Below are 26,450 nucleotides of genomic sequence, written 5' to 3'. Positions count from 1 at the left end.
CAACCTGATTGGAGCCCTATATGGCTGAACAGATTCACTCATTCGTTGAGCCCGCATTCGTGGACGATCTTCTGAAACCACTCTTGGCGTTCAACACGGCGAACCCTCCGGGTGACGAAGCGGCAGCTGCAAAATTCCTGTGTGAATGGATGTCTGCTCGTGGGATCGAAACACGCTACCTCGAGCCGTCGCCCGGGAGGGGAAATGCGTTGGGGATCGTCCGCGGCAAAGGTGGTGGCCCGACAATTGTTCTGAACGGGCATACCGACACACAGCCCATCGGGAGGGGATGGACGACCGATCCGCTGGGCGGCGAAGTTCGCGATGGTCGGATTTACGGCCGTGGAACAGGTGACATGAAATCTGGCGTCTCTGCGATGCTGGCTGCCGGAGCCGCAATAGCGGCCCGGCCTGACCGGCTGGCTGGTGACCTGATCCTGCTAGCCTCTGCGGATGAGACCTCCGGTGGGTATCACGGGGTCGGCGCGGTGCTCGACGCACTCAGTGAATTCAATGCCGATATGGCCGTCGTTTGTGAGCCAACTCTGGGGGACGTGGGGGTCGGCAACCGCGGCGTTGTCTGGATCAAAGCGAAAATCATCGGCCGGGGTGGACAGGCAGGAAAGTCTCATACTGGCGTCAATGCGATTTCTGTCGCGGCAGAATTGATAACGGCTATCGAGCGGGAGTTTCCAGACAGCCTCTCTGCGAACCCTTCGAAATATGTACCAAACCCTTCCGTAGGGTTTGGTCAGATTTCAGGCGGTGAAAAACCAAACGTCATCGCCGAGGAATGTACGATCATAATCGATCGGCGGCTCTCCATTGGTGAGACTGAGAACATGGTTCTCGATCAGATGGGAAAAATCGCCAACATGGTTGCCTCCGCTAGAGGTGCATCGATAGATCTGTCCAGTGAACTGTTCGTTCCTGCTGTCGAAGTCGATACTACTGAGCCAATCGTGGCTGAATGTGAGCGCGCGCTCATGGAAATCACAGGCAGGACAGCAAAGCTCCGTGGCCTGTCAGGATTCACGGATGCCCACTTTTTCGTGGCGGGATTGAATGTTCCTGCCGTCAATTTTGGTCCATGGTATTTAACGCCACACCCCAGAGGTAGCTTTTCCGATATACCGGATGAATATGCACATATAGACGAGGTGGTTTTGGGTGCTAAGGTTTACGAACGGCTATTGCTGAACATCTTGTCTGGTGGAACCAAGCCATGACAAAACCGCCACTTATCGCCGTAACCTCAAACTTTAACAGCGCAAAGAACGAGTATTATCTTTTGGCACCCTACGTGGAAGCTGTGTCCAAGGCGGGGGGGCAGCCAGTAATGCTACCCTACTGCTTTGATGGGGACCTTGTGCAATATGCATCAAGATTTGATGGAGTGGTCTTTACAGGCGGGACTGATTTTTCGCCGGATTATTATGGAGGCCAGCACCATAGCGAAATTTCTGAGGTTCTTTCGAATCGTGATGGTTTCGAGTTTGAGTTCGCAAAAGCGGTGCTGAAGTCTGACATGCCCGTACTCGGGATCTGTCGCGGAATGCAGTTAATCAACGTTCTGCGTGGGGGGACGATTTTCGATCACACGCTTGACCAAAGGCCTACCTCATTTGACCATCGAAATGGTTCTCAGCTTGGCGACGCGGTGCATCAAGTCGAGCTACTTGATGGAAGCAATTTGCGCCGGATTTGCGAAGTTGATAATCTTTGGGTGAATTCAGTTCACCATCAAGCCGTTGATATTTTGGGTTCCGGTCTCCACGCAACCGCACTTGCAAACGATGGCATAATCGAAGCTTTTGAAGACCGAGAGTATCCATTTTTGATGGGAATCCAATGGCACCCGGAACACTTGCCACAAGATCGGCGTCAGGGGCGAATCTTTGATGCATTCATCACCGCAAGCTGTGACGATGCTAGCCCCCGGTGACGATCAGTTGGGGCATTTCCCTTATCTTTCTGCATTCATCTGACCTCATCCCCCAAAACTCCTCCAAATCTGTGCCGAGTCTGCCTGACAAAAGAACGGCCGAATGCAGAGATTGTTGATTGTCACTGAGAACTGACCCGGTATTTTCACCGAGATTTGACCCACCCTCAGTTATGCGTCGTGGTCTATGATGCGGTCAATGTTTTGGCCTCCTTTGCAGTTTTCTTTGCTGCCTCAGAACTGACCTTGAAGCGGTAGCTGTCGTTTCCGGTTTCGAGGATGTGGCAGCGGTGGGTAAGCCGATCCAAGAGAGCGGTGGTCATCTTTGCATCCCCGAAGACCTGCGCCCATTCTGAGAAGCTAAGGTTGGTGGTGATGATCACACTGGTGCGCTCATAGAGCTTACTGAGTAGGTGGAAGAGCAATGCCCCACCAGATGAACTGAACGGCAGGTAGCCAAGCTCGTCTAAGATAACCAAATCGACCTTGGTCAGCATCTCAGCCAGTTTCCCAGCCTTTCCAAGCGCTTTCTCTTGCTCCAGTGCATTAACCAATTCCACGGTCGAGAAGAAGCGGACCTTTCGCCTGTGATGCTCAATCGCCTGCACACCAATTGCTGTAGCAGTATGGCTTTTGCCGGTTCCGGGGCCGCCGATCAGCACGACATTTTCAGTCGCTTCAATGAACTCGCACCGATGCAACTGTCGGACTGTTGCCTCGTTGATCTCACTGGACGCAAAGTCAAAGCCGGTGAGGTCTTTATATGCGGGGAAGCGGGCGACCTTCGTGTGGTAGGCGATAGACCGTACCTCGCGCTCGGCGATCTCGGCCTTGAGCAGCTGTGACAGCATTGGTGTGGCAGCTTCGAACGCTGGCGCGCCCTGGGCGACCAAGTCTTCAATCGCATTTGCCATGCCGTACAGCTTGAGACTGCGTAGCATGATCACGATAGAAGCTCCTGCTGGGTCATGACGCATGGCGCTTCTCCTTAGTCTGTCGCAACCCGTCATAGCGATCGACGTTGGCCTCTGGCGTTGACTGCAATGCCAGTGCGTCCGGCGGATCGACCTCGGGGTGATCTGTCGGTCTGCGGTCGATCAATCGATGCAACAGGTTCAGGATGTGCGTCTTGGTGGGGACGCCCGCTTCAAGTGCCAGCTCCACTGCGCACAAAACGTCATCTTCGTTGTGCTGAAGGACCAGAGACAGAATGTCGACCATCTCTCGGTCACCGCCTTCTTTACGCAGCATGTGATCCTGAAGTTGCCGGAAGGCATCCGGCATCTCCGTGAACGGCGCACCATTGCGTAAGGCACCTGGTTTGCGTTGGATGACAGCGAGATAGTGACGCCAGTCATAGATGACCTTGCCGGGCTTGCGATGAGACCGCTCGATGATCCGCGCATGCTCGCAAACCGTTTGCCCTTCAGCGACCATGACCAGCCGTTCGGGATAGACATGCAAACTGACACGTCGGTTCGCAAAGCTGGCGGGAACGCTGTAGCGATTGCGTTCGAACGTGATCAGGCATGTGGGTGACACACGCTTACTATGTTCGATAAAGCCATCGAATGCCGGCGGCAGTGCCATCAGCGTGGGCTTCTCGGCCTCCCACACGTCAGCGATGGACCCCGGCAAAGCCTTGTGCGGTGTCTCTGCCCAAAGGGCGATACAGCGATCTTCAAGCCATTGGTTCAGCTCTGCCTGATCGGCAAAGACTGGCATGACCTGCCACATGCGGTTGCGCGCATCCTGCACGTTCTTCTCAACCTGGCCTTTCTCCCAACCTGCGGCTGGATTGCAGAACTCGGGCTCAAACACGTAGTGGCTGGCCATAGCCTTGAAGCGTGCATTGACGTCCCGCTGCTTGCCTTTGCCCACACGATCAACGGCGGTCTTCATATTGTCATAGATCCCGCGACCAGGCACGCCGCCGAAGACGCGGAATGCATGCCAGTGGGCGTCAAACAGCATCTCGTGCGTTTGCAGCGGGTAGGCCCGCACCAAGAAAGCCCGGCTGTGTGACAGTTTGATATGCGCGACCTGAAGTTTGACGCGCTCACCACCGATGTTGGCCCTGTCCTCGCTCCAATCGAATTGGAAGGCTTCGCCGGGCGCGAACACCAAAGGCACATAGGTGCCGCGCCCCGTCGTCTGTTCCGCTCGATGCCGATCTTCACGCCATGCCCGGGCGAAAGCTGCCACGCGTTCATAGGAACCATTATATCCCAGCTTCACCAGATCAGCATGCATTTGCTTCACTGTCCGCCGCTCTTTGCGTGACTTCCGCGTCTGGATTAAAAGCCAGGCTGACAGCCGATCCGCGTAGGGGTCCAGCTTGCTTGGACGCTTGGGCGTCTTGAACCTCGGCTCCACCGCACCTTCACGCAGATACTTCTTGATCGTGTTCCGAGACAAACCCGTCCGCCGGGCAATCTCCCTGATTGGCATTTTGTCACGCAATGCCCAGCGTCGAATGACACTCAAAAATCCCATGTCGATCACTCCAAATCCCCCCAACCAAAACCGTCGGGGAAGTGTGTTCACATGGGTCAGTTCTCAGTGACAATTTATGGGGCTACCGGGTCAGTTCTCAGTGACAATCAACAGCAGAGATGATTTACGGACGAACCGATTATTGCGATGATCAAGGAGCGCCTGCACTATGTACCGGGGTGCCGGTGCGAGGTGCTGGGCGGCGTCCTGGCTGTGGGCATCATGTCCCGTCACAATCCATGAAGGCAGCCCAGCCACCGAAGGCGTGGTGCTAAGTTCGAAAGAAACCGCCGTCTTGTTCTGCCCACTATAGGCCGTCACGTCGAAGGACCGTAGCGGAACGCAAGGGGTATGCAGCGCATCCTACGCTTTAGCGGCGTAGAGTGGGTTCGGCGCTTTGCGTTTGGGGGCGTTCAACAATGACGACTTCCCGTCGTCCCCCAAGAGACAGAATTAGACCGACGATTAGAGAAATCGACCCGAGCACGAAGCCGAACAATCCGGCGATGGTTGTCATCAAGCCGCCGGCGATCACACTTCCGGTTGTGGCATAACCTTTGTCGGCGTCTGCAGCCCCAGAGACCATTTCGTGCGAAACGACCCCGGATAGTATGAATGTCGAAACCGGCAACGCAAATATGGCCGCGCCCAAGAGCAAGAAGCCGCGCCCAAACGCGCGCCGGACCGTAGGGGCAAATGCCGCCAATAGCGTGACTACGAAAAAGACGACGAAGAATCCCACCGTGCCCTTGCCGTCGGAAATGGCCGCAAAAAGCGGAGATAGCGCCAACCCGGCGGCGATGCCAAAGACCATCCCGACAATGATCTGAAAAACAATCCGAACAACTTTCATTGGTTGCCAGTCTCCAAGTCTTCGACGGCTTCAATGCTCAAGCGAATGTCGCTTCCGCGTATCTCCACGGAACCGCTTCCCGTGATCGAACAAAGTTCGTCGGTGTCAATCATAAAGCTGCCTTCTTGGCACTCGTCTTCGATCCGTTCCCGAATTTCGCGGCCTGCATCCATCGTTGCGGTGAAGAACTCACCGGCGTTGCTGTAAAAGCGAAAGTTACTGTCGTTGTAGTAAATCTTGCCAGAAAAAGTGACCGGCTTCCTGTCCATCGAGGTAAGGTATTCTTCAAACGTTTCGGCATGGGCACTTCCCGCACTCGCCAAATAAGCGCCGCACAACGCAGCAAACACCACCATCTTATTCCGCATAATTTCTCCCGACAACTTGAACGCGATATAGCTAAGTAGTGCCGCACTTTGCATCATGTGTCACGCGCGAAGGCATGGTGTGGTCGAGAGGCAAGAGGGGAACGGACTGCGCGTGCTGCGACATGCGGTCACGTCTTCGTGAGCAAGAACCCGTCATATGTCCGTATGAACCCAATTTCGAAGCATGGGTTCGAACATGGGTTGAGTTGTCTCTTTGAGGTAAAACTCAATGAAATCAAATGGTAATGGCGGAGAGACAGGGATTCGAACCCTGGGAACCCGTGAAGGCTCAACGGTTTTCGAGACCGCCCCGTTCGACCACTCCGGCACCTCTCCGCGGGGGTCTGGAAGCCAGCGTTTAATTGCCTTTGGCGGGCGAGACAAGGGGTTTTGCGTTGTTTGACCGGAGAAATCCAATAGTCTGGCGCGGACATGATCAGTGGCGGCCGCGGGTCGCGGCGCGGGGAGGTGGCAGATGCTGAAATCGTTGCAAATATCGCAGGGGCGAAAGGGTCCGCTATACGCGCTCTTGATTACGCTGATCTGCGCGTCCGTCATGGCGCAGGCGGCGGATCGTCCGCGGCTGGAGGCGTTTCTAAAGGTCACCGGGTTTGATACCGCGTTGGCGAGCATTGCCCATTCGGCGCAGGACGCACCGATGATGCTGGGCATGTCGGCCAGCGATTTCGGCGATGACTGGTCGCGCACGGCCAGCGATGTCTTTGCCGAGGATGTCCTGCACGGGATCGCGCTTGATATTCTTGAACACACGCTGAGCGACGATCTGCTGAATGTCGCAGCGGAGTTTTACGCGTCGCCTTTGGGCGTGCGGCTGGTGGCCGAGGAAAATGCCTCTCACCGCGAAGAGGACAACGACATGAAGCAGGCGGGTGGCGCGGTTCTGATCGAAGAGGCGACGCCGGAGCGGCTGACGCAGTTGGTGCGTCTGACCGAGGCGGTGGACAGTTCTGGTGTGACGATTTCGGCCATTCGCGAAGTGCAGGTCCGGTTTCTGATAGTCGCATCGACGGCGGGTGTGCTGGACCGCGAGATCGATGAGGCAACGCTGAGGCAGCTACTGGGGGCAAGGGATGCCGAGTTGCGCGAGTCGCTGAAAGTCAGTGGTCTGAACAGTGCGGCCTATACCTATGAGGCGTTCAGCAACGCGGAATTGGCGGCGTATGCCGATGCGTTGGAGGCGCCGCAGATGCAGCGAGTCTATGAGTTGATGAATGCCATCCAGTTCGAGATCATGGCCGAGCGGTTCGAGGTTCTGGCGCTGCGCATGGCGGACATGGGGCCGGGGCAGGCGCTGTGATCGTGCGATTGTTCACACTCTGTGCGGGTCTGTGGCTGTTATGCAGTGGCTTGGGACATGCGGAGGAGGATCGCACGGCGCGTTTGCGTGCGCTGTTTGACGCGCTCGACGTCACGGCAACCGTGGCGATCATGCAGGCCGAGGGCGACATTTACGGAGCGCAGATTGCAGAAGAGATGTTGCCGGATGCGGATCTGGATAGCTGGGCCAGCACCGTGGCGCGTATTTATAGCCCCGAGCGCATGCAGGCACTGGTCGAGGCCGAATTGACCAAGGGGCTGGAGGACACGGATCTGACCCATTTGCTGACGTTCTTTACCTCTGATCTGGGCAGGCAGGTGATCGCGCTGGAACTGGCCGCGCGGCGCGCATTCATGGATCCGGAGATCGAGGATGCCGCGATGGCCCGCGCTGATCGGTTGCGCGAAGACGAAGACCCAGTGATCGGGCCGATCGAAATGATTATTGTCGAAAGTGATCTGATAGAATTGAACGTTGCCGGTGCGCTTAATTCCAACCTGATGTTCTTTCGCGGGCTGGTCGATGGCGGCGCACTGAACATGACCGAAGACGAGATTCTGCGCGATGTCTGGTCTCAGGAAGACACCAACCGTGCCGATACTGAGGAATGGTTATACGCATTTTTGCTGCTGGCCTATGATCCGCTGGATTTCGATGACCTGTCGGCCTATGCGGCGGTGTTCAAGCGGCCCGAGGGACAGACACTGAACCGTGCGCTGTTTCGGGCCTACAACCGGATGTATGATGAGCTATCATATCTGTTGGGGCAGGCGGTTGCCGAGCATATGAACAGCGCGCCGCTCTGACCGGAAGCAGGTGGGCAAAACCGCTTGACTTGGGCGCGCAATAACCCGATAAGCCCGCATCTCGGCGGGGGTGGTCCTCGATCCGGGGTTAATTTCTATACGCCGAATATGGCGCGCCGTCCCAGGTGATCGCAAGATCGGGAACACCCGCAAGGGGACCGAAGGACGCGGAAAATGCGAAGGAAAGACAGATGTTTGCGGTTATGAAAACCGGCGGCAAGCAGTACAAGGTCCAGTCGGGCGATTTGCTGCGTGTCGAAAAGCTGGCGGCGGATGCCGGCGAAAAAGTGCAATTCAATGAGATTCTGATGCTGGGCGGCGACAAGCCGGTTGTCGGCGCACCGATGATTGATGGTGCCGCTGTTCAGGCCGAGGTCGTGGATCAGGTCAAGGGTGACAAGGTCATCCACTTCGTCAAGCGCCGCCGTAAGCACGGCAGCCAGCGCACCAAGGGCCACCGTCAACAGTTGACGCTGCTGCGGATCACCGAGATTCTGGAAAAAGGCGCGGAGAAATCCGGTGTCAAAGCAGCCATGGGTGCAGGTTCTGCCCCCGCCGTGGCCGCCGATGCCAAGCCCGCCAAGAAAGCTGCCCCCGCCAAGAAAGCGGACAAGGCTGAAGCCCCGGAGAAAGCCGCTGCGCCCAAGAAGGCCGCCAAGGCTGATGCGGCTGGCGATGATCTGAAACAGCTGTCGGGCGTCGGTCCCGCGCTGGAGAAGAAGCTTCACGAAAACGGCGTCACCACCTTTGCCCAGATCGCGGCATGGACGGATGCGGACGTTGCTGATATGGACGAGAAACTGTCGTTCAAGGGCCGGATCGAGCGCGAAGGCTGGATCGATCAGGCTAAAGATTTGACCAAAGGCTAAGGAGAGACCAGATGGCACATAAAAAAGCAGGCGGTTCATCCCGTAACGGTCGCGACTCCGCGGGCCGTCGTCTTGGAGTCAAAAAATACGGCGGCGAAGCCGTGATTCCCGGCAATATCATCATGCGTCAGCGCGGCACGAAAATGTGGCCGGGCGAGGGTGTGGGCATGGGTCGTGATCACACGATCTTTGCCACAGTCGAGGGCAACGTGACCTTCCGCAAAGGCCTGAAGGGACGCACCTTTATCTCGGTCGCGCCAGTCGCAGAGGCCGCTGAGTAGCCGTATCTGAACAGGTTCTGAAACAACCAGGGGATCGGCGGATAGGCCGGTCCCCTTTTTCGTTTACGTCAAAGGAACCCGGACCGGGCCATAACCCGCGCACCCCGATGAGGAAAGCCGGACTAGAATGATGAGTGTCACCGGGAAAAATCTGATTGAGCTGCGATTAGTGAACAGCGGCTTGTGCGGCAGGTCCAGCCGGGTCGGGGCGGTGCGGGCATGAGTGTCGCGATCACGTCTTTTCTGGTTTTTGGTGCCAGTCAGGTCGGGACGCCGGGCCCTGCGAACATGGCGTTAATGGCAACGGGCGCGCGGTTCGGGTTTCGGGCGGCATTGCCCTTTGTCGCAGGGGTTGCCTTGGGCAAACAACTGATCATCTGGCCAATCGGTTTCGGTCTGATGGAACTGTCGACTGCCGCGCCGGGCATATTTGTCGCGCTCAAGTGGGTCTCGGCGGCCTACATCTGCTGGTTGGCGTGGAAGGTGGCGAACCTACGCCTCGCCGTTGGGGCCGAACAATCCGAGGCACCGGGATTTGTTGCGGGATTGTTTGTACATCCGCTCAATCCAAAGGCTTGGGCAATGATCGTCGGCGGGTTTTCAAACTTTGTCGCACCGGGCACACCGGCCTTGCAGGCGACGGCGGTAATTGCCATCTGTCTGTTGTCATTGCAGATCGTTCTGCACCCTATCTGGACACTGGCCGGGGACCGGATTGCCAAGACCGTCGCAGGGAGCGCGGCGGAGAAATATCTGATGTGGACCCTCGCGGCACTCACCGTGCTGTCGGTTCTCTTTGTGCTCTTTGGAGGAGAAAGCGCATGATGCTTGAGACAATAATCAACCAAGCGACGATCGAGACGCCTCGTTTCGACCTGCGGCCAGTGCGGGTGTCCGATGCCGGCCTGATCGAGATGTATATCTCGGACAAGCGCGTGTCGCGCAATACGTCGTCTATCCCGCATCCGCTGCCTCCGGGGCTGGTCGAGGCCTTCATCGGTCGCGTCAGTGCTGCGGATCGGACCGAGGATGCGTGGGTCATGGACGGGACCAAGATGGGCGGCGGCGAGGTCATGGGGGTGATTAGCCTGACGCGGGTCGATGTCGGGCAGTCCGAAATCGGCTATTGGGTTGCGCCCGCGTTCTGGAATTCCGGGATCGCGTCAGAGGCCGTCGCGGCGCTTGTTGCGGCCAACCCACAGCAATGCCGGACAATCTTTGCCACTGTGCATCAGGGTAACGCGGCTTCGGCACGGGTCCTGACCAATTGCGGCTTCTGCTACCTTGGGGATGCCGAAACATATTCGGTGGCCCAAGGGGCCAAGGTGCCGACATGGACCTATAGCCGTAAACAGCATTGAGCATTTCGCCGCGCCGCCGTATGGAACGGGCGCAAGCAAGGACACAGCATGAAGTTTCTCGATTTCGCCAAGGTCTATATTCGCTCCGGCGGCGGCGGCGGCGGTTGCGTCAGCTTTCGTCGTGAGAAATACCTCGAATATGGCGGACCGGACGGGGGCGACGGCGGCAAGGGTGGCTCGGTTTGGGCCGAGGCTGTGGATGGGCTGAATACGCTGATTGATTTCCGCTATCAGCAGCACTTTTTTGCCCGCAGTGGCCAGCCCGGGATGGGGCGGCAGCGCACCGGCAAGGATGCCGACGACATCGTTCTTCGGGTGCCGGTCGGCACCGAGATCCTTGACGAGGATCAGGAGACAGTGATTGCCGATCTGACCGAGCTGGGACAGCGCGTGCAACTGGCGCGCGGCGGCAATGGCGGTTTTGGCAACCTGCATTTCAAATCTTCGACCAATCAGGCGCCGCGCCGGGCCAATCCGGGCCAAGAGGGCGTGGAACGCACCATCTGGCTGCGCCTGAAACTGATTGCGGATGTGGGCCTGCTGGGTCTGCCAAATGCAGGCAAGTCGACCTTTCTGGCGGCCACGTCCAATGCACGGCCCAAGATCGCCGATTATCCGTTCACGACCCTGCATCCCAATCTGGGTGTGGTCGGTGTCGATAACGTGGAATTTGTCGTGGCAGACATTCCGGGCCTGATCGACGGGGCCAGTGAGGGCAGGGGGCTGGGCGATATTTTTCTCGGTCATGTCGAGCGATGCTCGGTTCTGTTGCACTTGGTTGATGGCACGTCCGAGACGATTGCCGAGGACTACCAGACGATCATCACCGAGATCGAAGCCTATGGCGATATTCTGGGTGCCAAGCCGCGCATCGTCGTGCTGAACAAGGTGGATGCGCTGGACGATGAGGCACGGGCCGAGGCGTTGGCCGAGCTGGAAGAGGCATCGGGTGGCACAGTCATGGCGATGTCGGGCGTTGCGCGCGAGGGTGTCCCCGAGGTGCTGCGCGTTCTGAAAGATAACATTGCCGCTGACAAGCTGCGCCAGAAACCTGCCGAAGACGAGCCTGAACCGTGGCGGCCGTAGCGGACGCCAAGCGGCTGGTCATCAAGATCGGTTCGGCCCTGTTGGTGGATCGGGTTACGGGCGATCTGCGCAGTGAATGGCTGGAGGCGCTGACCGATGATGTGGCGCGACTAAGGGCGCGCGGCGCGGATGTTGTTCTGGTCTCGTCCGGGTCTATCGCATTGGGGCGTAGTGCGCTGGGGTTGCCTGCGACCGAACTGACGCTGGAGCAATCGCAGGCCGCGGCCGCCGTGGGCCAGATCAAGCTGGCGGGAGCGTATGATGCAGCTCTGGCGCGGCGCGGGCTGCGTGCGGCGCAGGTTCTGGTCACGCTGGAGGACAGCACGGACCGGCGGCGCTATCTCAATTCGCGCGCCACGCTTGAAACCTTGTTGCGCTTCGGCGCGGTTCCCATCGTCAATGAGAACGACACCGTTGCCACGGATGAAATCCGCTATGGTGACAATGACCGGATGGCGGCACAGGTCGCTGTGACGGCGGGGGCGGACCAGTTGATCCTGCTGTCGGATGTCGATGGATTTTATTCGGCCAATCCGGCACAGGATCCATCTGCAACCCGGTTTGACGTGATCGACCACATCACACCCGAGATCGAGGCGATGGCCGGCGATGCAACATCCGGCCTGAGTAAGGGCGGGATGAAGACCAAGCTGATGGCGGCCAAGACCGCCACTGCGGCAGGGTGCGATATGGTGATTACTGAAGGATCGGTTTTGCATCCGATTTCTGCGCTGGAACAGGGTGCACCCGCGACCTGGTTCCGCGCACAGGGGACGCCGCAGCAGAAACGCAAGGCGTGGATCGCCGCGATGAAGGCCAAAGGGCAGATCACAGTCGATGCAGGGGCTGTTCGCGCGATGGAGCGGGGCAGCAGTCTGTTGCCAGCCGGTGTGACGGACGTTTCTGGTCGCTTTGGTCGTGGTGATCCGGTCGAGATCATCGGCCCGGACGGGCGGGCGCTGGGACTGGGCCTGACGCGCTACGCCTCGGACGACGCCACCGCGATCAAGGGATTGCGGTCAGATGCGATTGAGCCTGTTTTGGGCTATCCGGCGCGCGCCGCGCTGATCCATCGCGATGATATGGCGTTTTGATACTGGGCTGATAAGATCAGACTTCGAATAGACCACGCAGGGACATGCCGTGATGAAAGACCATACTGATATTCCCGCCCTCATGGCGCAAATTGGTGCCTGTGCGCGTGCCGCGGCCACCGAACTGGCGATTGTCAGCAGCGATCAGAAGGCCGAGGCGCTGAATGCCGCTGCGGCTACGATCATCAAGCGTATGGATGCGATCATTGCAGCCAATGCCAAGGACCTCGACTATGGCCGTGAAAAAGGGCTGTCAGAGGCGATGATGGATCGCCTGATGCTGGATGAGGCACGCATCGAAGGCATCGCCGCCGGACTGCGGGCAGTCGCGGCGCAGGCCGATCCCGTGGGCGAGGTTCTGGCCGAGTGGGACCAATCCAGCGGGCTGCATATCCGCCGGGTGCGCACCCCATTGGGCGTGATCGGTGTCATCTACGAGAGCCGCCCGAATGTGACCGCTGACGCCGGTGCGCTGTGTCTGAAGGCGGGGAATGCGGTGATTTTGCGCGGCGGGTCAGAAAGCTTTCATTCCAGTCAGGCCATACACGGGTGCTTGCAGGCGGGATTGCGGACCGCGGGCCTGCCCGAAGAGGCGATTCAGCTGGTGCCGACGCGCGATCGCGCGGCAGTGCAGGAGATGCTGACCATGACCGGGCTGATCGACGTGATCGTGCCGCGCGGCGGCAAGGGGCTGGTGGGGCTGGTTCAGCGCGAGGCGCGCGTGCCGGTCTTTGCCCATCTCGAAGGGATCGTGCACGTCTACGTGGATGTTGCGGCTGATCCCGAGAAAGCGATGCGTGTGGTGATGAATGCCAAGACGCGCCGCACCGGGATCTGTGGTGCCGCTGAATGCCTGCTCATTCATCGTGATATCGCGGACGGGTTGGGGGCGGATCTGGTGCGCGCGCTGCTCGAGGCGGGCGTCGAGGTGCGCGCCGATGACACGTTGGCCCGGATCGAAGGCACCGTTCCTGCGGGCGAGGACGATTGGGGTCACGAATATCTGGATATGATCATCGCCGCACGGATTGTGAATGACGTGAACGGTGCCGTCAGCCATATAGAACGCTATGGGTCGCAACACACCGATTGCATCCTGACCGAAGATGATACGGCTGCGCAGACCTTCTTTACCGAGTTGGACAGCGCGATCCTTATGCGCAATGCATCCACTCAGTTTGCCGATGGCGGAGAGTTTGGAATGGGCGCCGAGATCGGGATCGCCACGGGCAAGCTGCATGCGCGCGGCCCGGTGGGGGCGGCGCAATTGACCAGCTTTAAATATCTGGTTGATGGGGATGGAACTGTGCGTGACTGACGCGACTGGCGGCTGGTCACAAACGGGTGTCGTCGATAGCGCGAGCCAAGTGGTCCACGAGACGGATTAGAATTGCAGGGATGTTGTGTTCTTGGCCCGGAACACCGTGGGTCTGCGGTGCAGCTTTGTCAGGATTTCCGGCAAAAGAGCGAATTGCACCAGCGCCGCCGAAAGCTCGCCGGGCGGGCGCCTTTTGGCCAAATCATCCCAGTGCCGCGCTGACACAGAGAGTCGCTCACCTTCGGCCACAAGACAAATCGCGTCAGGTGCGCCGCTGATGGTAATGTGCCCACCGTAGGGGAGCGCCGTTTCGGTACACATCAAAGCGAGGAAGCTGGCCTGTGCCAATGGCCGGTCAAGCGCGCCCCGCAGACGCCAATCTATGCTGATGTTGCCAGTGAACACATCATCCAGAATCGTGCTGACATCACCTGTGGGCATTGTCTGGCCTTTGCCGGTGAGGCCGAAGGCCACGCGAAAGAAACGCAATCGGGCATTGGCGTAATCGGCGCTGGAGCGTAGTAAATTCATCTCGGGTCCGCTGGGGGTACCTGCCAAAGTCAACAGTTCCAGTCCGTTCGAGATCGCGCCGACCGGACTGATCAGATCATGACAGATGCGAGACCCTATCAGTGCGGCCAGATCGGGGTTAAGCTGTGAATCACTTTTTGTAGTCATCACATGCCCCTATTATGGAACTGAACAATGAATGACATGTCTGCCTTTCTCGCACCGGGCATGCGGGTCGAACATCCCGGACAACCCGATTGGGGCGTTGGGCTGGTACAAAGCAATATCGCTGGCAAGGTCACGGTTAATTTCCCCAACGCTGGTAAGGTCGTTGTAGATGCGGCACGAGTAGAGTTGCGTCCGTTCATTGAGCCATGAAAAGGATTACGAAAATCTTAACACAACCTTTGCGATAGTAAAGCGCCTGTCGCTTGCTCTGTTGCCATCCCTTCCGCGCGACCCTAAAAGCGGGCCGGGGGATAGCTGGGGCTGATGCAGATAAACGGTTCACCGCAATTCAGGGTCAAACTGGCCGAAACCGAAGCCGAACGCCGCGCTGCGCAACGGCTGCGGTATCGTGTCTTTGTTCAGGAGTTGGGCGGCAACGGCCCGTTGGTCGATCACGACGCGGGGTTGGAGCAAGACCACTTTGACGCCTATTTTGACCACTTGATCCTGACCGATACGACGTTGAACTGTGCGTCCGAGGATCGCGTGATCGGTGTGTACCGGCTGTTGCGGGACGATCAGGCCCGCAGTGCGGGGCAGTTCTATTCAGAGGATGAGTATGACCTGACGCCGCTGCGCAGTTCAGGGCGACGGTTGATGGAACTGGGCCGATCCTGCGTAGATGCACGCTATCGTGGTGGCGAGGCAATGTATCATCTCTGGCAGGGGCTGGCGCAATATGTCACGGATCACGGGATCGAGGTTCTCTTTGGTGTCGCCAGTTTTCACGGGACTGATACAGACGCGCTGGCACAGCCATTATCGCTGCTTTACCATCGTCATCTGGCACCCAAGGCGCTACGCGCGCGTGCCCAGCCGACGCATTTTCAGCGCATGGACCTGATCGCGCCGGATCAGATTGATCGCCGGACGGCGATGTTGCAGGTGCCCGCGTTGATAAAGGCCTATTTGCGGCTAGGCGGCCACGTCGGTGACGGCGCGTTTGTGGATCATGCATTCAACACCACGGATATATGTCTGGTCATGGATACGGATCGTTTGAGCCAGAAGAGAAAAGATATTTACTCCCGAGGCCTCGGCGGGTGAGTTTTACGTGGCAGCCTGAGGATGAACCGGGTCCGGCGCGTATCACACCACTGGGCTGGTTACTGGCGGGGGTACGCGGGTTTCTACTAATTGTGATACTGCTGACCGGGGTGGCCATCTTGCTGATCCTGCGCGCCGTTGAGCGACCTATTTATGGCCTGCGTCGCCCTGTTACGCCCTTCATCACCCAGATTGTTTGCCGCGTTGCGTTCGTTATCCTGCAAATGCGCTACCGGTCAGAGGGGACACCGATGACCGCGCGTGGGGCGGTGGTCGCCAACCATGCGTCATGGCTGGATATTTTCACTCTGAATGCCCGCAAGCGCATCTATTTCGTCTCAAAATCCGAAGTCGCCGGATGGCCGGGAATTGGCATGATGGCGCGGGCGGTGGGGACTGTGTTTATCGCGCGCGACCGCAATCAGGCCAAGGCACAGACAGCGCTTTTTGAGGGGCGGTTGCTGGCAGGGCATCGGTTGCTGTTTTTCCCCGAGGGGACATCGACAGACGGAATGCGGGTTCTGCCATTTAAATCAACGCTGTTTGCGGCATTTCTCACACCAAACCTGCGGAATGTCCTGAGCGTTCAGGCCGTGACTGTGATTTATACCGCACCGCATGGCCGCGATGAGCGGTTCTATGGTTGGTGGGGGGATATGAGCTTTGGCGCGCATATGTTGCAGGTATTGGCCGCGTGGCCACAGGGCTCTGTGCGGGTGATTTACCACCCACCAGTCCGCGCCGCAGACTTTGCCGATCGCAAATCATTGGCCAAGCATCTGGAAACACAGGTAAGAGGCGCGATGCCACCTGAGAGACAACACCAATAACGTGATGTTCAGTGCATTGCGGCGATCAGGGATCGCAGGGCGGCTGCCGGATCGTCGGCGCGCCATATCTCCTCGCCGATGCCAAAGAAATCAGTGACCGGCGCGAGTTCGGCGATATGGTCGGCATCCAGTGCGCCTTCGGCCACGACGGGCAGTTCGATCATCTCGCTCCACCAACTGAACAACTCGGCTTCGGCCTGTTGGGCGTCGTCCAGCAGGCTCTGACCAACGGGGCCAAAGCTGATGTAATCTGCGCCGGCCTCGCCTGCTCCGAGACCATCGTGGCGCGACTGGCCGCACCACGCACCGACAATGGCATCTGCTCCCAGCGCCTTGCGGGCCTTGCGGACGGAACGCGCGCCATCGGTGAGGTGGACTCCATCCAGCCCCAGACGTTCGACCAGCGCGATATGACTGCTGATCACCAATGCCACGTCGCGGGTATGGGTGATCTCGCGGCAAGCGTCCGCGGCGCGGGCGATATCGTCTTCGTCGCGGGTCGATAGCGCGAGGCGCACACAGGCAATGGGATGTGCATCAAGCGCGGCGGCCAATTGATCACCGAACCGGCTGAGCTCGATCTCGGACGGTGTGATGAGATAAATCTGCGGATGCTCGGTTTCGGCCATGTCGGACGCTCCTCGGGGTCTTTTGCGCTGCTATAACGCGGAATATCCTCCGGCGCCATGCTCTTGGCGGCAGGCGGAGCAGACGATTTCTTGGCTCCGGCGGGAAATTTGACGTCAGAAGATGGGCGCGGGGGTTTTATGGTCGCAATCCTTGGCGTATCAGCGCGCAAACGCCGGAGGAGTGAGCGATGCCAACAGACCGACCGCAGCCTGACTTTGTGCTGGTGCGCCCGCAGATGGGCGAAAACATCGGTGCAGCGGCGCGCGCGATGTGGAATTTTGGACTGGATCGGATGCGTCTGGTCGCCCCGCGTGATGGCTGGCCGAACCCGTCAGCGGTCGCAATGGCGAGCGGCGCCGGGCGATTGCTGGACGAGGCACTCTTGGTTGAGACGCTGCCAGAGGCCGTGAACGACGCGCATTTCGTCTTTGCCACCACGGCGCGCACCCGCGAGATGACCAAGCCGGTAGTGAGCCCAGAGCGCGCGATGCAGATGGCCGCCGAGAAGATCGCAGATGGGCAACGGGTAGCGGTTTTATTTGGTCCAGAACGGGCCGGGCTGGAGAACGCCGATGTGGCGCGGGCGAATGCGATTATCTCGGTGCCGGTGAATCCCGCATTTGCCAGCCTTAATTTGGCGCAATGTGTATTGTTGACCGCCTATGAGTGGCGCCGTGCGACGGATGACGTTGTACCCGAGCATGTGCAGATGTCGGATACGGATTGGGCCAATCAAAGCGATATCGAAGCGCTGGCGGCGCATTACGACGCGCGGATGGATGATGCGGGTTTTTTCTTTCCCGAGCACAAGGCCGACAGCATGCGTCAGACATTGCGCAATTTCTGGTCGCGCATGCCTTTGACCACCGCCGACACGCGCCTGCTGCACGGGATACTGCGGCAGATGGTCCGCTGGAAGGATCGCGGTGACTAAGTGCGCTTGAAGGGGGGGCAGGCGCGCATTACGCTGCGATCAATGAGGCCCAAGACTAGGCAGGGAGCAGCCCGATGAGCCAGAAACGCAAGCTATTCGAAGAGGTCGGTGAAAGCGCGCCGCAACGCGCGGTCGATACGCCCAAGGGCGGAATGATCGACCGGGGGCGCGGGGGTGCGCGTGGCGCGATCCGGCTGTGGCTGTTCGTGCTCTTTGCCATGGTGGTGCTGATGATCGCGGTGGGTGGACTGACCCGGCTGACCGACAGTGGGCTGTCGATTACCGAATGGAAACCTGTCACCGGCGCGCTGCCGCCGATGTCCGAGGCAGGCTGGCAGGCGGAATTCGACAAATATCAGCAGATCCCCGAGTTTCAGATCGAAAACAACGATATGACGCTTGCCGGTTTCAAGGTGATTTACTGGTGGGAATGGGGCCATCGACAGTTGGGTCGGGTGATCGGGCTGGTCTGGGCGCTGGGTTTCGCGGGTTTTCTGATCGCACGTAAGATACCGGCAGGCTGGACCGGGCGGCTATTGCTGTTGGGTGCGTTGGGCGGATTGCAGGGGGCAATCGGCTGGTGGATGGTCAGTTCAGGCCTGTCGGGCGAGCGCACCGATGTCGCCTCTTATCGGTTGGCGGTTCATCTGGGGCTGGCATTTGTCATCCTTGGTTTCATCGCATGGTATGCGATGTTGTTGGCGCGGCCGGAACGCGAGCTGACGCAGGCCCGACGCGGGCATGAGGCAAAGCTGTTCAGCCTGTCGACCGGATGGATGCATTTTGCGTTTCTGCAAATCCTCATCGGTGCGCTGGTGGCGGGTATCGACGCCGGGCGGTCGTTTACCGACTGGCCATTGATGGCCGGGGGGCTGGTGCCGCCGCAGATGATGGTGATCGAGCCATGGTGGCGCAACTTCTTTGAAAACCCCGCGACCGTGCAATTCATCCACCGGATGACAGGCTATTTGCTGTTTGCATTCTCTGCGATGGTCTGGCTGCGGGGGCGTCGCAGCGCCAATCGCGCCACAAGGGCCGCGTTTAATGCGGGCTTTATCGCGCTGTTGGCGCAGATTGGCATGGGCATCTTTACCGTGCTGACAGCCGCGCCGTGGCAGGTGGCCATCGTGCATCAACTGCTGGCCGTGGTGTTATGGGTTCTGATTCTACGTGCAAGGTTCCATAGTCGCTATCCACAGGCGCAATCGGTGCGAGGATGAGTGACATGACATCGTTTGCAGAGTTGATGGCGTTTCAGCGCGAGACAGAGGCGCTGTCGCAGGTTGCCGGGCGTCTGGGCTGGGATCAGGAAACGGTAATGCCTCGCGGGGCGGCCGCGCAACGGGCCGAAGAAAGCGGCGCGATGCAGTCGGTGCTGCACGCTCGCAGAATTGACCCGCGTATTGGGGAGTGGCTGGAAGCTGCGGAGGCAGAAGCTGTCGATGATACGGCGCGCGCGCAGCTACGCCATATTCGCCGCGATCATGCACGCGCGATGCGGGTGCCCGGCGATCTGGCGGCGGCGATCGCTCGACAGGCGGCACTGGCACAGGGACAATGGGCCGAGGCCCGCGCAGCGGATGATTTCGCCACCTTTGCACCCGTTTTGGCCGAGATTATCGCGCTTAAGCGCGAGGAAGGCGCGGCACTGGCGGCGGGCGGCGATATCTATGACGCGTTGTTGGATGATTACGAGCCGGGAGCAAAGGCCACCGATCTGGATGCCATGTTCAGTGCGCTGCGCCCGCGTTTGGTGGCCCTGCGCGAGCAGGCGCTGCAACAGGCTGGGCGGCGCGCGGCACTGGAGGGGCGATTTGCGCCCAACAAGCAGATGAAGCTGGCGCGCAAACTGGCCAAAACCTTTGGCTATGACATGGCGCGCGGGCGGCTGGACAAGGCGGTGCATCCGTTTTCCAGCGGGTCGGGCAGTGATGTGCGCATCACCACACGCACGTCCGAGAGTGATCCGTTCAACTGCATCTATTCCACGATCCACGAGGTCGGTCATGCCTGTTATGAGCAGGCGATCGACCCGACCTATGCCCTGACCCCATTGGGGCGTGGTGTGTCGATGGGCGTCCACGAGAGCCAAAGCCGCATCTACGAAAATCAACTGGGGCGCAGTCGGGCCCTGACCGGCTGGCTGTATACCGAGATGCGTTATGCATTTGGTGATTTTGGCGTGGCGGACGCGGACGCGTTCTATGGCGTGGTAAATGCGCTGGGGCGCGGGTTTATCCGGACCGAGGCGGATGAAGTGCAATACAACCTGCATGTTCTGCTGCGATATGATCTGGAACGCGCGCTGATTTCCGGCGACTTGCAGGCGCGCGATCTGGAAGCGGCGTGGAATGACCGCTTTGCCGCCGATTTCGGGTATCCGGTGGCGCGCCCGTCGGATGGGTGTTTGCAGGATGTGCATTGGTCGGTCGGTTTGTTCGGGTATTTCCCGACATATACGCTGGGCAATGTCTATGCCGGGTGTCTGCATGAGGCCTTGCGTGTCGCAGTGCCTGATCTGGATGCACACCTGTCCCAAGGTCGGCTGGACCCGGCGACCGAATGGCTGCGCGAGAATGTGCAGCGGTATGGCGGGTTGATGCAGCCGCGCGATCTGATCACCCAAGCCACGGGCGCGGCACCGACAGAAGCGCCCTTACTGGCCTATCTCGAACAGAAGTTTGGCGAACTTTACCCGGCTTAACCGGCGATACCGATCTTGCGCGCAGGGCTTCTTCCCGAAGTGTGATGCGAAAAGATCAGCGGCGCTTCGGGGGATGCAACCTCGGGCTGGATGACTTCGGGGCGGTCCGTGCGTGCGGCGATGCTGATACGACGTGGACGGATCGGCCGGGGGCGCGGGGTAATCACAGCAATTTCGTTGCGGTTGGTCTGGTTGGCATAGGCACTCAGGACGGCGCAGACCATGGCCAAATCGCGCCAGAAGCCGGAGATGTTGCTGGGGGAAAAGCTGACGAAATTCTGCACCAACGTCGAACTGATGACGAACACTGCCAGTGACAGAGCCGACAGGCGCAACCCTGCGCCCAATACGTAGCCGATCGCGGCGGCGAGCAGGAGTGACGAGCCGACCAGATCGGCCACCGCATAAGGCATTACCGGCGCGAAGAGCGCGGCAGGATCGACACCCGCCGAAAAATCGAGCGCGACGGCGGCGAAGTAGGAGCCGATCACGATGCGGATCAGGTTACGTCCGGTTTGATTGAACCAGGCTTCATCATGTTGGGTCACTGCGGTTGGTCCCGTTGTTTTATCTGCCAATTTCCGAACTCGCATACACTCTGAACTGTAGCCATGGGCCGTTACAGGTTCAGGTTGCATTTCCAAGCAGGCGGAATTCGCCCCAATTTGTGGTAAAAACAGGGCGAATGCAGTTTCTCAACGATAGGCGGGCATAATCTACGGGGTTCCGGTGTCTGGAGCCACGTTTTCGGCATCTTCTGCCTCGTCGCCCTGGTCCGCGATCCATGCGACGCTGACGACCAATTCACCCTTGCCGGTGTTGAACACCTTGACGCCACCCGCATTCCGCGACCGGAACGAAATACCATCAACGGGCACACGGATTGACTGTCCTTTGGAGGTGGCCAGCATGATCTGATCCCCCAGATCGACAGGGAAGGAGGCGACCAGATCACCGCCGCGCATTGCCTTGTCCATTGCCTGCACGCCCATGCCGCCGCGTCCGCGCAGCGGATAATCATGTGACGAACTGAGCTTGCCCGCGCCTTGTGCGGTGATCGTCAGGATCAGGTTTTCGGCAGCCGACATTGCAGCATAACGTTCTTGGGTGAGAGGCGCATTGGCGTCGCCACCTTCGTCGTCAGTGCCCTCGGCGTCATCGGCCAGCCCTGCCATCGCGCGCCGCATTTTCAGGTAGGCGGCGCGTTCGTCAGCGTCAGTATCGAAATGGCGGATGATGGACATCGAAACAACGCTGTCATCCCCGGTCAACCGAATGCCGCGCACCCCGACCGACGCGCGGCTGTTGAATACCCGCACATCCGTCGCAAGAAAGCGGATCGCCCGCCCAGATGACGTGACAAGCATGACGTCGTCATCATTCGAGGCGATGCGCGCATTGATCAGCGTGGTGCCTTCATGCTCGCCTTCGAACTTCATTGCGATCTTGCCGTTGGATTTCACATTGGTGAAATCCGACAGCTTGTTGCGCCGCACGGTACCCGCCGAAGTGGCAAAGACGACTTGAAGATCGTCCCATTCGGCCTCGTCCCGGTCCACCGGCATGATCGCCGCGATACTGACGCCTGACGGGATCGGCAGGATGTTCACGATCGCCTTGCCCTTGGACGTGCGTCCCCCTTGGGGCAGGCGCCATGTCTTGAGCTTGTAGACCATCCCATCCGTGGTGAAGAACAACAGCTGGGTATGCGTGTTGGCGACAAAGAGAGTGGTGACCACGTCCTCTTCCTTGGTCGCCATGCCACCGACACCCTTGCCGCCGCGCTTTTGCGCACGGAAATCTGCCAGAGCGGTACGTTTGATGTACCCACCAGAGGTCACGGTCACGACCATGTCCTCGCGCTCGATCAGATCTTCGTCATCCATGTCGCCAGACCAGTCGACAATTTCGGTGCGGCGCGGAACGGCGAAGAGATCGCGTACTTCTGCCAGTTCGTCGGTCATAATCTGCATGACGCGTTCGCGGCTGGCGAGGATGGCGAGATAATCTTTGATCTTCGCGGCCAGCTCTTGCAGTTCGTCGGTGACTTCCTTAACGCCGATCTGGGTGAGGCGCTGCAACCGCAGCTCCAGAATCGCGCGTGCCTGCGTTTCAGACAGGTTATAGGTGCCGTCCTCGTTGGCGCGGTGCGTGGGATCGTCGATCAGCGCGATGTATTCCAGAATATCACCCGCAGGCCAGCGACGGGTCATCAGCTTCTCGCGCGCTTCGGCGGCATCGGCAGAGGAGCGGATGGTGGCAACAACTTCGTCGACATTGCTGACAGCGACGGCCAGACCACACAGGATGTGGCTGCGTTCGCGGGCACGGCGCAATTCATAGGCGGTGCGGCGCGTGATCACCTCTTCGCGGAACGTAATGAAGGAAGTGAGGAACCGGCGCAGGGTCAGCTGCTCGGGGCGACCACCGTTAAGGGCCAGCATGTTACAGCCGAAATAGGTTTGCATCGGCGTAAAGCGGAAGAGTTGGTTCAGCACCACTTCGGCGGTCGCGTCCCGCTTCAGCTCAATAACGACACGCACGCCGTTACGATCGGATTCGTCCTGTACGTGGGCGATGCCCTCGATTTTCTTGTCGCGGGCGGTTTCGGCGATCCTCTCGATCATGGTGGCCTTGTTCACCTGATAGGGGATTTCGTCGATGATGATCGCCCAGCGGTCTTTGCGCAGTTCCTCGACACGGGTTTTCGCCCGTACGATGACACTGCCGCGCCCCTCCAGATAGGCCTTTCGCGCGCCGGAACTGCCCAGCATGATCCCACCCGTCGGGAAATCAGGGCCGGGGATGTACTCGATCAGTTGTTCCGAACTGAGATCGGGGTCGTCGATCAGCGCCAGTGTCGCGGTGATCACCTCGCCCAGATTGTGCGGCGGGATATTGGTGGCCATACCGACGGCGATGCCGCCTGCGCCATTGACCAGCATATTCGGGAAACGAGAGGGCAGAACCGTCGGTTCGCGATCCTTGCCATCATAGTTCGGCTGAAAGTTGACCGTGTCCTTGTCGATGTCGGCCAGCAGGTAGCCTGCAACCTTGGCCATGCGCACTTCGGTATAGCGCATCGCGGCGGCGTTATCGCCATCCATCGAGCCAAAGTTGCCCTGACCGTCCAGAAGCGGCAGCGACATCGAGAAATCCTGCGCCATGCGCACCAACGCATCATAAATCGCGCTGTCGCCATGCGGGTGATATTTACCCATCACATCACCGACAGGGCGCGCCGATTTGCGGTACGGTTTATCATGCGTGTTGGTGGTTTCGTGCATCGCATAAAGGATGCGCCGATGCACCGGTTTTAGCCCGTCACGCAAATCGGGAATCGCACGGCTGACGATCACCGACATTGCGTAATCGAGATACGAAGTCTTCATCTCGTCGGAGATGGACACCGTCGGTCCGTCGTACTGTGGACGTTCCGGTGTATTTTCTTCCGTATCTTCAGGGGTTTGTGGCGTATCGGTCAACTTGAACCTCAATCATCGCGGATTTCTATATCTTGTGGGGAAAGGTATATCAGAGGGCGGATATTGGGTGCAATCCCGCAAAGCCGACCTGTCTGGCAGCCACGGAAAGACACTGCTAACACACTGTTTTCATTGTAAAGTAATTTATTTTCTGCATCATTGTTTTACGAGGCAGAAAAGGAGCAGAGACATGACAATGTCCGAGACAGAAATGATGCTGAAAGGGTATGGGCTGACCACGGCGGAATTTTTCTATGGCATGCCCGACTATGTGCACGTCCTCAACAGCTTTGTCTGGCAGGAATACGACGTGGCACCGGATCACCCGCGCCTGTTCGAATTTATCGAATATTGGCAGCGCGAGATTGAAGGACCGCTGCATTCAGTGCGTTTCAACCACCGCAAGATGATCGCGCCGGGAGAGTGGCGCAATGTGGTGGGAGAGTTCACGCTGCACTGAGCGTGGAATGCCGACAGACCACTGCGGGCCGACGTACAGTCGGCCCGCAAAAACGACATCGCAGCGCGTCAGGGGATGATCCGCGAATATTTCATGCCTTCCAGTGACACGCCAGCCAGCAGGCCGGCCTGACCAAAGATCACAGCGACGACCGGCGCGACCGAGGTGGTCGTTTCGGCGCGCAGGTTTTCGGCCACGTCCTTGAACACGTATTCGATGTCCGCGCCGGCCGCCCAACCAGAGGAGCGACGGAACCGCGACAGCGCGTCTTCGGTCATAAAGAACAGCACATGCGCAAATTGCTGCGCGCCGATCTGAAGGCCGACGCTGCCCTTGGTGGCCGAGTAATAGTCGACGGTCGAGTTGTTGATGCGCAGCGCGCCGCGCCCATAGCCGCCGCCAATGCCCAGTCCGGCCTCTGTCACCAGCGGCATCACCAGAATACCGGTGGACTTCTCGGACAATGTGCGTGTGCTGGGATAGTTGTTGTAAAGGTAGCTGAGCGTTGTATCGACGCGTGCGTCGATGGTCTGTGGGCCGGTGCTGCCGATGCCGTTGCCGCAAGCGGCAGTGAAGCCCGCGGCGCCAAGCGCGCCCAGCGTGAATTCGCGTCTGGAGAGAATGCTCATGTCATGTGCCTGTGTGTTGCCTGATATCATGCCGATTGTTTCGTCAACCGATCTGGGGGCACTATAGGTTGTGGGCGCTGCACTGTCACTAGCCGACGCATATTTGGGCAGTTTACCGCGCGTATCCTCAGGCAGACAGCAATCTGGCCATCGCCGGCGCGAAATAGGTCAGTATCCCGTCGCAGCCTGCACGTTTGAACGCCATCAGGCTTTCGGCCATGGCGCGGTCGCCATCGATCCAGCCGTTTTGTGCCGCCGCCATGATCATCGCGTATTCGCCCGACACCTGATAGGCCAACGTAGGCGCGCCGAACATGTCCTTGGCCCGGCGGCAAATATCCAGATATGGCATGCCCGGTTTGACCATCACCATATCCGCGCCCTCGCTTAGATCACGTTCGATCAGGCGCATTGCCTCGTCCGCGTTCGCGGCATCCATCTGGTAGGTGCGCTTGTCCCCTTTGAGCGCGCCGGAGGCACCCACAGCATCGCGGAAGGGGCCGTAAAAGGCGCTGGCGTATTTGGCAGCGTAGCTGAGCAGCACGATGTCGTTATGCCCGGCATCCTCCAGTGCGGTGCGGATTGCGCCGATCCGGCCATCCATCATGTCCGACGGACCGATAATGTCGACGCCTGCTTCGGCCTGCGCCAACGCCTGTTTGACCAATGCCTCTACCGTTTCGTCGTTCACGATGTCGCCATTGCGAACAAAGCCGTCGTGACCCGTATCCGAATAAGGATCGAGCGCCACGTCGGTCATCACTGCAATCTGCGGAACGGCGCTCTTTATTGCGCGTGTGGCCCTGTTGCTGAGGTTATCGGGGTTCCAAGCCTCGGCGCAGTCTGCTGTGCGTCCTGCCGCATCGGTATAGGGAAAGAGACAGATCGCCGGAATGCCCAGATCGGCAGCTTCGCGCGCGGCTTCTACCACGCGGTCGACGCTGCGGCGTACCACGCCGGGCATTGACGGTATCGGTTCTTCGATGTTGTCGCCACTGCGTACGAAAACCGGCCAGATCAGATCGCCCACACTCAAGGTATTTTCCGCGACCAGCGCACGCAATCCGGGCGTGCGACGGGTGCGCCGCAGGCGGGTGACGGGGAAGGGGCCGATAGTCGGTCGCATGGGCGTTAACTCGCTCTGGTTTCGTCACTTAGCTGAGTGGCACGGAAAATC

The 26,450-nt window shown here is 59.1% G+C and carries 28 protein-coding genes and 1 tRNA gene; 18 read left to right on the top strand and 11 right to left on the bottom strand.

Features of this window, described 5'->3' with window-relative positions; all coding sequences use genetic code 11:
• Positions 1 to 20 precede the first annotated feature (20 nt).
• Both N7U68_RS04280 and N7U68_RS04275 read left to right on the top strand, forming a co-directional pair.
• The gene (locus tag N7U68_RS04280) at positions 21 to 1,229 is read left to right on the top strand and encodes a M20 family metallopeptidase (RefSeq protein ID WP_263048344.1); all 1,209 of its coding nucleotides are present in this window, start codon (positions 21 to 23) and stop codon (positions 1,227 to 1,229) included.
• Complete coding sequence (locus N7U68_RS04275) at positions 1,226 to 1,945, top strand: gamma-glutamyl-gamma-aminobutyrate hydrolase family protein (protein WP_263048343.1); 720 nt, start codon at positions 1,226 to 1,228, stop codon at positions 1,943 to 1,945. The genes N7U68_RS04280 and N7U68_RS04275 overlap by 4 nt, the downstream gene beginning before the upstream one ends.
• A gap of 185 nt (positions 1,946 to 2,130) precedes the next feature.
• Here N7U68_RS04275 and istB read toward each other — a convergent pair whose 3' ends face one another.
• From istB to N7U68_RS04250, 5 genes are all read right to left on the bottom strand, one after another.
• Complete coding sequence (gene istB, locus N7U68_RS04270; protein ID WP_263046774.1) at positions 2,131 to 2,922, bottom strand: IS21-like element helper ATPase IstB; 792 nt, start codon at positions 2,920 to 2,922, stop codon at positions 2,131 to 2,133.
• Positions 2,912 to 4,441, bottom strand: coding sequence for an IS21 family transposase (gene istA / locus N7U68_RS04265; RefSeq protein ID WP_263046779.1), 1,530 nt, complete (start codon positions 4,439 to 4,441; stop codon positions 2,912 to 2,914). Before istA ends, istB begins: the two co-directional genes overlap by 11 nt.
• Positions 4,442 to 4,811: 370 nt before the next feature.
• Positions 4,812 to 5,294, bottom strand: coding sequence for a hypothetical protein (locus tag N7U68_RS04260; RefSeq protein ID WP_263048342.1), 483 nt, complete (start codon positions 5,292 to 5,294; stop codon positions 4,812 to 4,814).
• Positions 5,291 to 5,662 carry a hypothetical protein gene (locus tag N7U68_RS04255; protein ID WP_263048341.1) on the bottom strand — a complete coding sequence of 124 codons (372 nt, stop codon included), beginning with the start codon at positions 5,660 to 5,662 and terminating at the stop codon, positions 5,291 to 5,293. The genes N7U68_RS04260 and N7U68_RS04255 overlap by 4 nt, the downstream gene beginning before the upstream one ends.
• A 246-nt stretch (positions 5,663 to 5,908) precedes the next feature.
• A tRNA-Ser gene (locus tag N7U68_RS04250) sits at positions 5,909 to 5,998 on the bottom strand.
• Between the two features lie 139 nt (positions 5,999 to 6,137).
• On the opposite strand from N7U68_RS04250, the gene N7U68_RS04245 reads away from it, so the two are divergent.
• The 9 genes from N7U68_RS04245 to N7U68_RS04205 all read left to right on the top strand — a co-directional run bounded on the left by N7U68_RS04245 (position 6,138) and on the right by N7U68_RS04205 (position 13,816).
• A complete protein-coding gene (locus tag N7U68_RS04245) occupies positions 6,138 to 6,980 on the top strand; it encodes a DUF2059 domain-containing protein (RefSeq protein ID WP_263048340.1) in 843 nt (280 codons plus the stop codon).
• Positions 6,981 to 6,982: 2 nt separating this feature from the next.
• A complete protein-coding gene (locus N7U68_RS04240) occupies positions 6,983 to 7,807 on the top strand; it encodes a DUF2059 domain-containing protein (protein WP_263048339.1) in 825 nt (274 codons plus the stop codon).
• Between the two features lie 191 nt (positions 7,808 to 7,998).
• Complete coding sequence (locus tag N7U68_RS04235) at positions 7,999 to 8,676, top strand: 50S ribosomal protein L21 (RefSeq protein ID WP_263048338.1); 678 nt, start codon at positions 7,999 to 8,001, stop codon at positions 8,674 to 8,676.
• Positions 8,677 to 8,687: 11 nt separating this feature from the next.
• The gene (gene rpmA, locus N7U68_RS04230) at positions 8,688 to 8,957 is read left to right on the top strand and encodes a 50S ribosomal protein L27 (protein ID WP_165192009.1); all 270 of its coding nucleotides are present in this window, start codon (positions 8,688 to 8,690) and stop codon (positions 8,955 to 8,957) included.
• Between the two features lie 219 nt (positions 8,958 to 9,176).
• On the top strand, positions 9,177 to 9,782 hold the full coding sequence (locus N7U68_RS04225) for a LysE family translocator (protein WP_165192010.1): 606 nt from the start codon (positions 9,177 to 9,179) through the stop codon (positions 9,780 to 9,782).
• Positions 9,779 to 10,318, top strand: coding sequence for a GNAT family N-acetyltransferase (locus N7U68_RS04220; protein ID WP_165192011.1), 540 nt, complete (start codon positions 9,779 to 9,781; stop codon positions 10,316 to 10,318). Before N7U68_RS04225 ends, N7U68_RS04220 begins: the two co-directional genes overlap by 4 nt.
• A gap of 48 nt (positions 10,319 to 10,366) precedes the next feature.
• Positions 10,367 to 11,404, top strand: a complete 1,038-nt coding sequence (gene obgE, locus N7U68_RS04215; RefSeq protein ID WP_165192012.1) for a GTPase ObgE — start codon at positions 10,367 to 10,369, stop codon at positions 11,402 to 11,404.
• The gene (proB, locus tag N7U68_RS04210) at positions 11,392 to 12,498 is read left to right on the top strand and encodes a glutamate 5-kinase (protein WP_263048337.1); all 1,107 of its coding nucleotides are present in this window, start codon (positions 11,392 to 11,394) and stop codon (positions 12,496 to 12,498) included. Before obgE ends, proB begins: the two co-directional genes overlap by 13 nt.
• A 52-nt stretch (positions 12,499 to 12,550) precedes the next feature.
• Positions 12,551 to 13,816, top strand: coding sequence for a glutamate-5-semialdehyde dehydrogenase (locus N7U68_RS04205; RefSeq protein ID WP_263048336.1), 1,266 nt, complete (start codon positions 12,551 to 12,553; stop codon positions 13,814 to 13,816).
• A 66-nt stretch (positions 13,817 to 13,882) separates the two neighbouring features.
• On the opposite strand, the gene N7U68_RS04200 is transcribed toward N7U68_RS04205, so the two are convergent.
• Positions 13,883 to 14,494, bottom strand: a complete 612-nt coding sequence (locus N7U68_RS04200; RefSeq protein WP_263048335.1) for a histidine phosphotransferase family protein — start codon at positions 14,492 to 14,494, stop codon at positions 13,883 to 13,885.
• A gap of 27 nt (positions 14,495 to 14,521) precedes the next feature.
• On the opposite strand from N7U68_RS04200, the gene N7U68_RS04195 reads away from it, so the two are divergent.
• The 3 genes from N7U68_RS04195 (at position 14,522) to olsA (ending at position 16,431) form a co-directional block, all read left to right on the top strand.
• Positions 14,522 to 14,704, top strand: coding sequence for a DUF3553 domain-containing protein (locus tag N7U68_RS04195; RefSeq protein WP_263048334.1), 183 nt, complete (start codon positions 14,522 to 14,524; stop codon positions 14,702 to 14,704).
• A gap of 114 nt (positions 14,705 to 14,818) precedes the next feature.
• Entirely contained in the window at positions 14,819 to 15,601 is a 783-nt protein-coding gene (gene olsB, locus N7U68_RS04190; protein WP_263048333.1) for an L-ornithine N(alpha)-acyltransferase, read from the top strand.
• Positions 15,598 to 16,431, top strand: coding sequence for a lyso-ornithine lipid O-acyltransferase (gene olsA, locus N7U68_RS04185; RefSeq protein WP_263048332.1), 834 nt, complete (start codon positions 15,598 to 15,600; stop codon positions 16,429 to 16,431). Before olsB ends, olsA begins: the two co-directional genes overlap by 4 nt.
• A gap of 8 nt (positions 16,432 to 16,439) precedes the next feature.
• On the opposite strand, the gene N7U68_RS04180 is transcribed toward olsA, so the two are convergent.
• Positions 16,440 to 17,060 (bottom strand): thiamine phosphate synthase, encoded by a 621-nt coding sequence (locus N7U68_RS04180; RefSeq protein WP_263048331.1) that lies wholly within the window; start codon positions 17,058 to 17,060, stop codon positions 16,440 to 16,442.
• 188 nt (positions 17,061 to 17,248) lie between these two features.
• Between N7U68_RS04180 and N7U68_RS04175 the strand changes: the two genes are divergently transcribed.
• From N7U68_RS04175 to N7U68_RS04165, 3 genes are all read left to right on the top strand, one after another.
• Positions 17,249 to 17,995 carry an RNA methyltransferase gene (locus tag N7U68_RS04175; protein ID WP_165192020.1) on the top strand — a complete coding sequence of 249 codons (747 nt, stop codon included), beginning with the start codon at positions 17,249 to 17,251 and terminating at the stop codon, positions 17,993 to 17,995.
• A 74-nt stretch (positions 17,996 to 18,069) separates the two neighbouring features.
• On the top strand, positions 18,070 to 19,215 hold the full coding sequence (ctaA, locus tag N7U68_RS04170; RefSeq protein ID WP_263048330.1) for a heme A synthase: 1,146 nt from the start codon (positions 18,070 to 18,072) through the stop codon (positions 19,213 to 19,215).
• 5 nt (positions 19,216 to 19,220) lie between these two features.
• Positions 19,221 to 20,699 carry a carboxypeptidase M32 gene (locus N7U68_RS04165; RefSeq protein ID WP_263048329.1) on the top strand — a complete coding sequence of 493 codons (1,479 nt, stop codon included), beginning with the start codon at positions 19,221 to 19,223 and terminating at the stop codon, positions 20,697 to 20,699.
• Here the strand turns inward: N7U68_RS04165 and N7U68_RS04160 are convergent.
• Together N7U68_RS04160 and gyrA are read right to left on the bottom strand one after the other, a co-directional pair.
• On the bottom strand, positions 20,696 to 21,247 hold the full coding sequence (locus N7U68_RS04160) for a hypothetical protein (protein ID WP_165192023.1): 552 nt from the start codon (positions 21,245 to 21,247) through the stop codon (positions 20,696 to 20,698). The two genes, N7U68_RS04165 and N7U68_RS04160, sit on opposite strands and share 4 nt — an antisense overlap.
• Positions 21,248 to 21,415: 168 nt before the next feature.
• On the bottom strand, positions 21,416 to 24,184 hold the full coding sequence (gene gyrA / locus N7U68_RS04155) for a DNA gyrase subunit A (RefSeq protein WP_165192024.1): 2,769 nt from the start codon (positions 24,182 to 24,184) through the stop codon (positions 21,416 to 21,418).
• A 190-nt stretch (positions 24,185 to 24,374) separates the two neighbouring features.
• Here gyrA and N7U68_RS04150 point away from each other — a divergent pair, with 190 nt between their 5' ends.
• Positions 24,375 to 24,644, top strand: coding sequence for an usg protein (locus N7U68_RS04150; RefSeq protein WP_165192025.1), 270 nt, complete (start codon positions 24,375 to 24,377; stop codon positions 24,642 to 24,644).
• Positions 24,645 to 24,712: 68 nt separating this feature from the next.
• Here the strand turns inward: N7U68_RS04150 and N7U68_RS04145 are convergent, their stop codons facing one another.
• Positions 24,713 to 25,273, bottom strand: a complete 561-nt coding sequence (locus N7U68_RS04145; RefSeq protein WP_165192026.1) for a lipid-binding SYLF domain-containing protein — start codon at positions 25,271 to 25,273, stop codon at positions 24,713 to 24,715.
• Positions 25,274 to 25,400: 127 nt separating this feature from the next.
• The gene (gene hemB / locus N7U68_RS04140) at positions 25,401 to 26,399 is read right to left on the bottom strand and encodes a porphobilinogen synthase (protein WP_263048328.1); all 999 of its coding nucleotides are present in this window, start codon (positions 26,397 to 26,399) and stop codon (positions 25,401 to 25,403) included.
• Between the last annotated feature and the right edge of the window lie 51 nt (positions 26,400 to 26,450).

This window comes from Roseovarius pelagicus (assembly GCF_025639885.1).
In the GTDB taxonomy this organism is placed as follows: Bacteria; Pseudomonadota; Alphaproteobacteria; order Rhodobacterales; family Rhodobacteraceae; genus Roseovarius; species Roseovarius pelagicus.
Note: the sequence above shows the minus strand (reverse complement) of the source record. Positions and strands in the feature narration are given on the sequence as shown.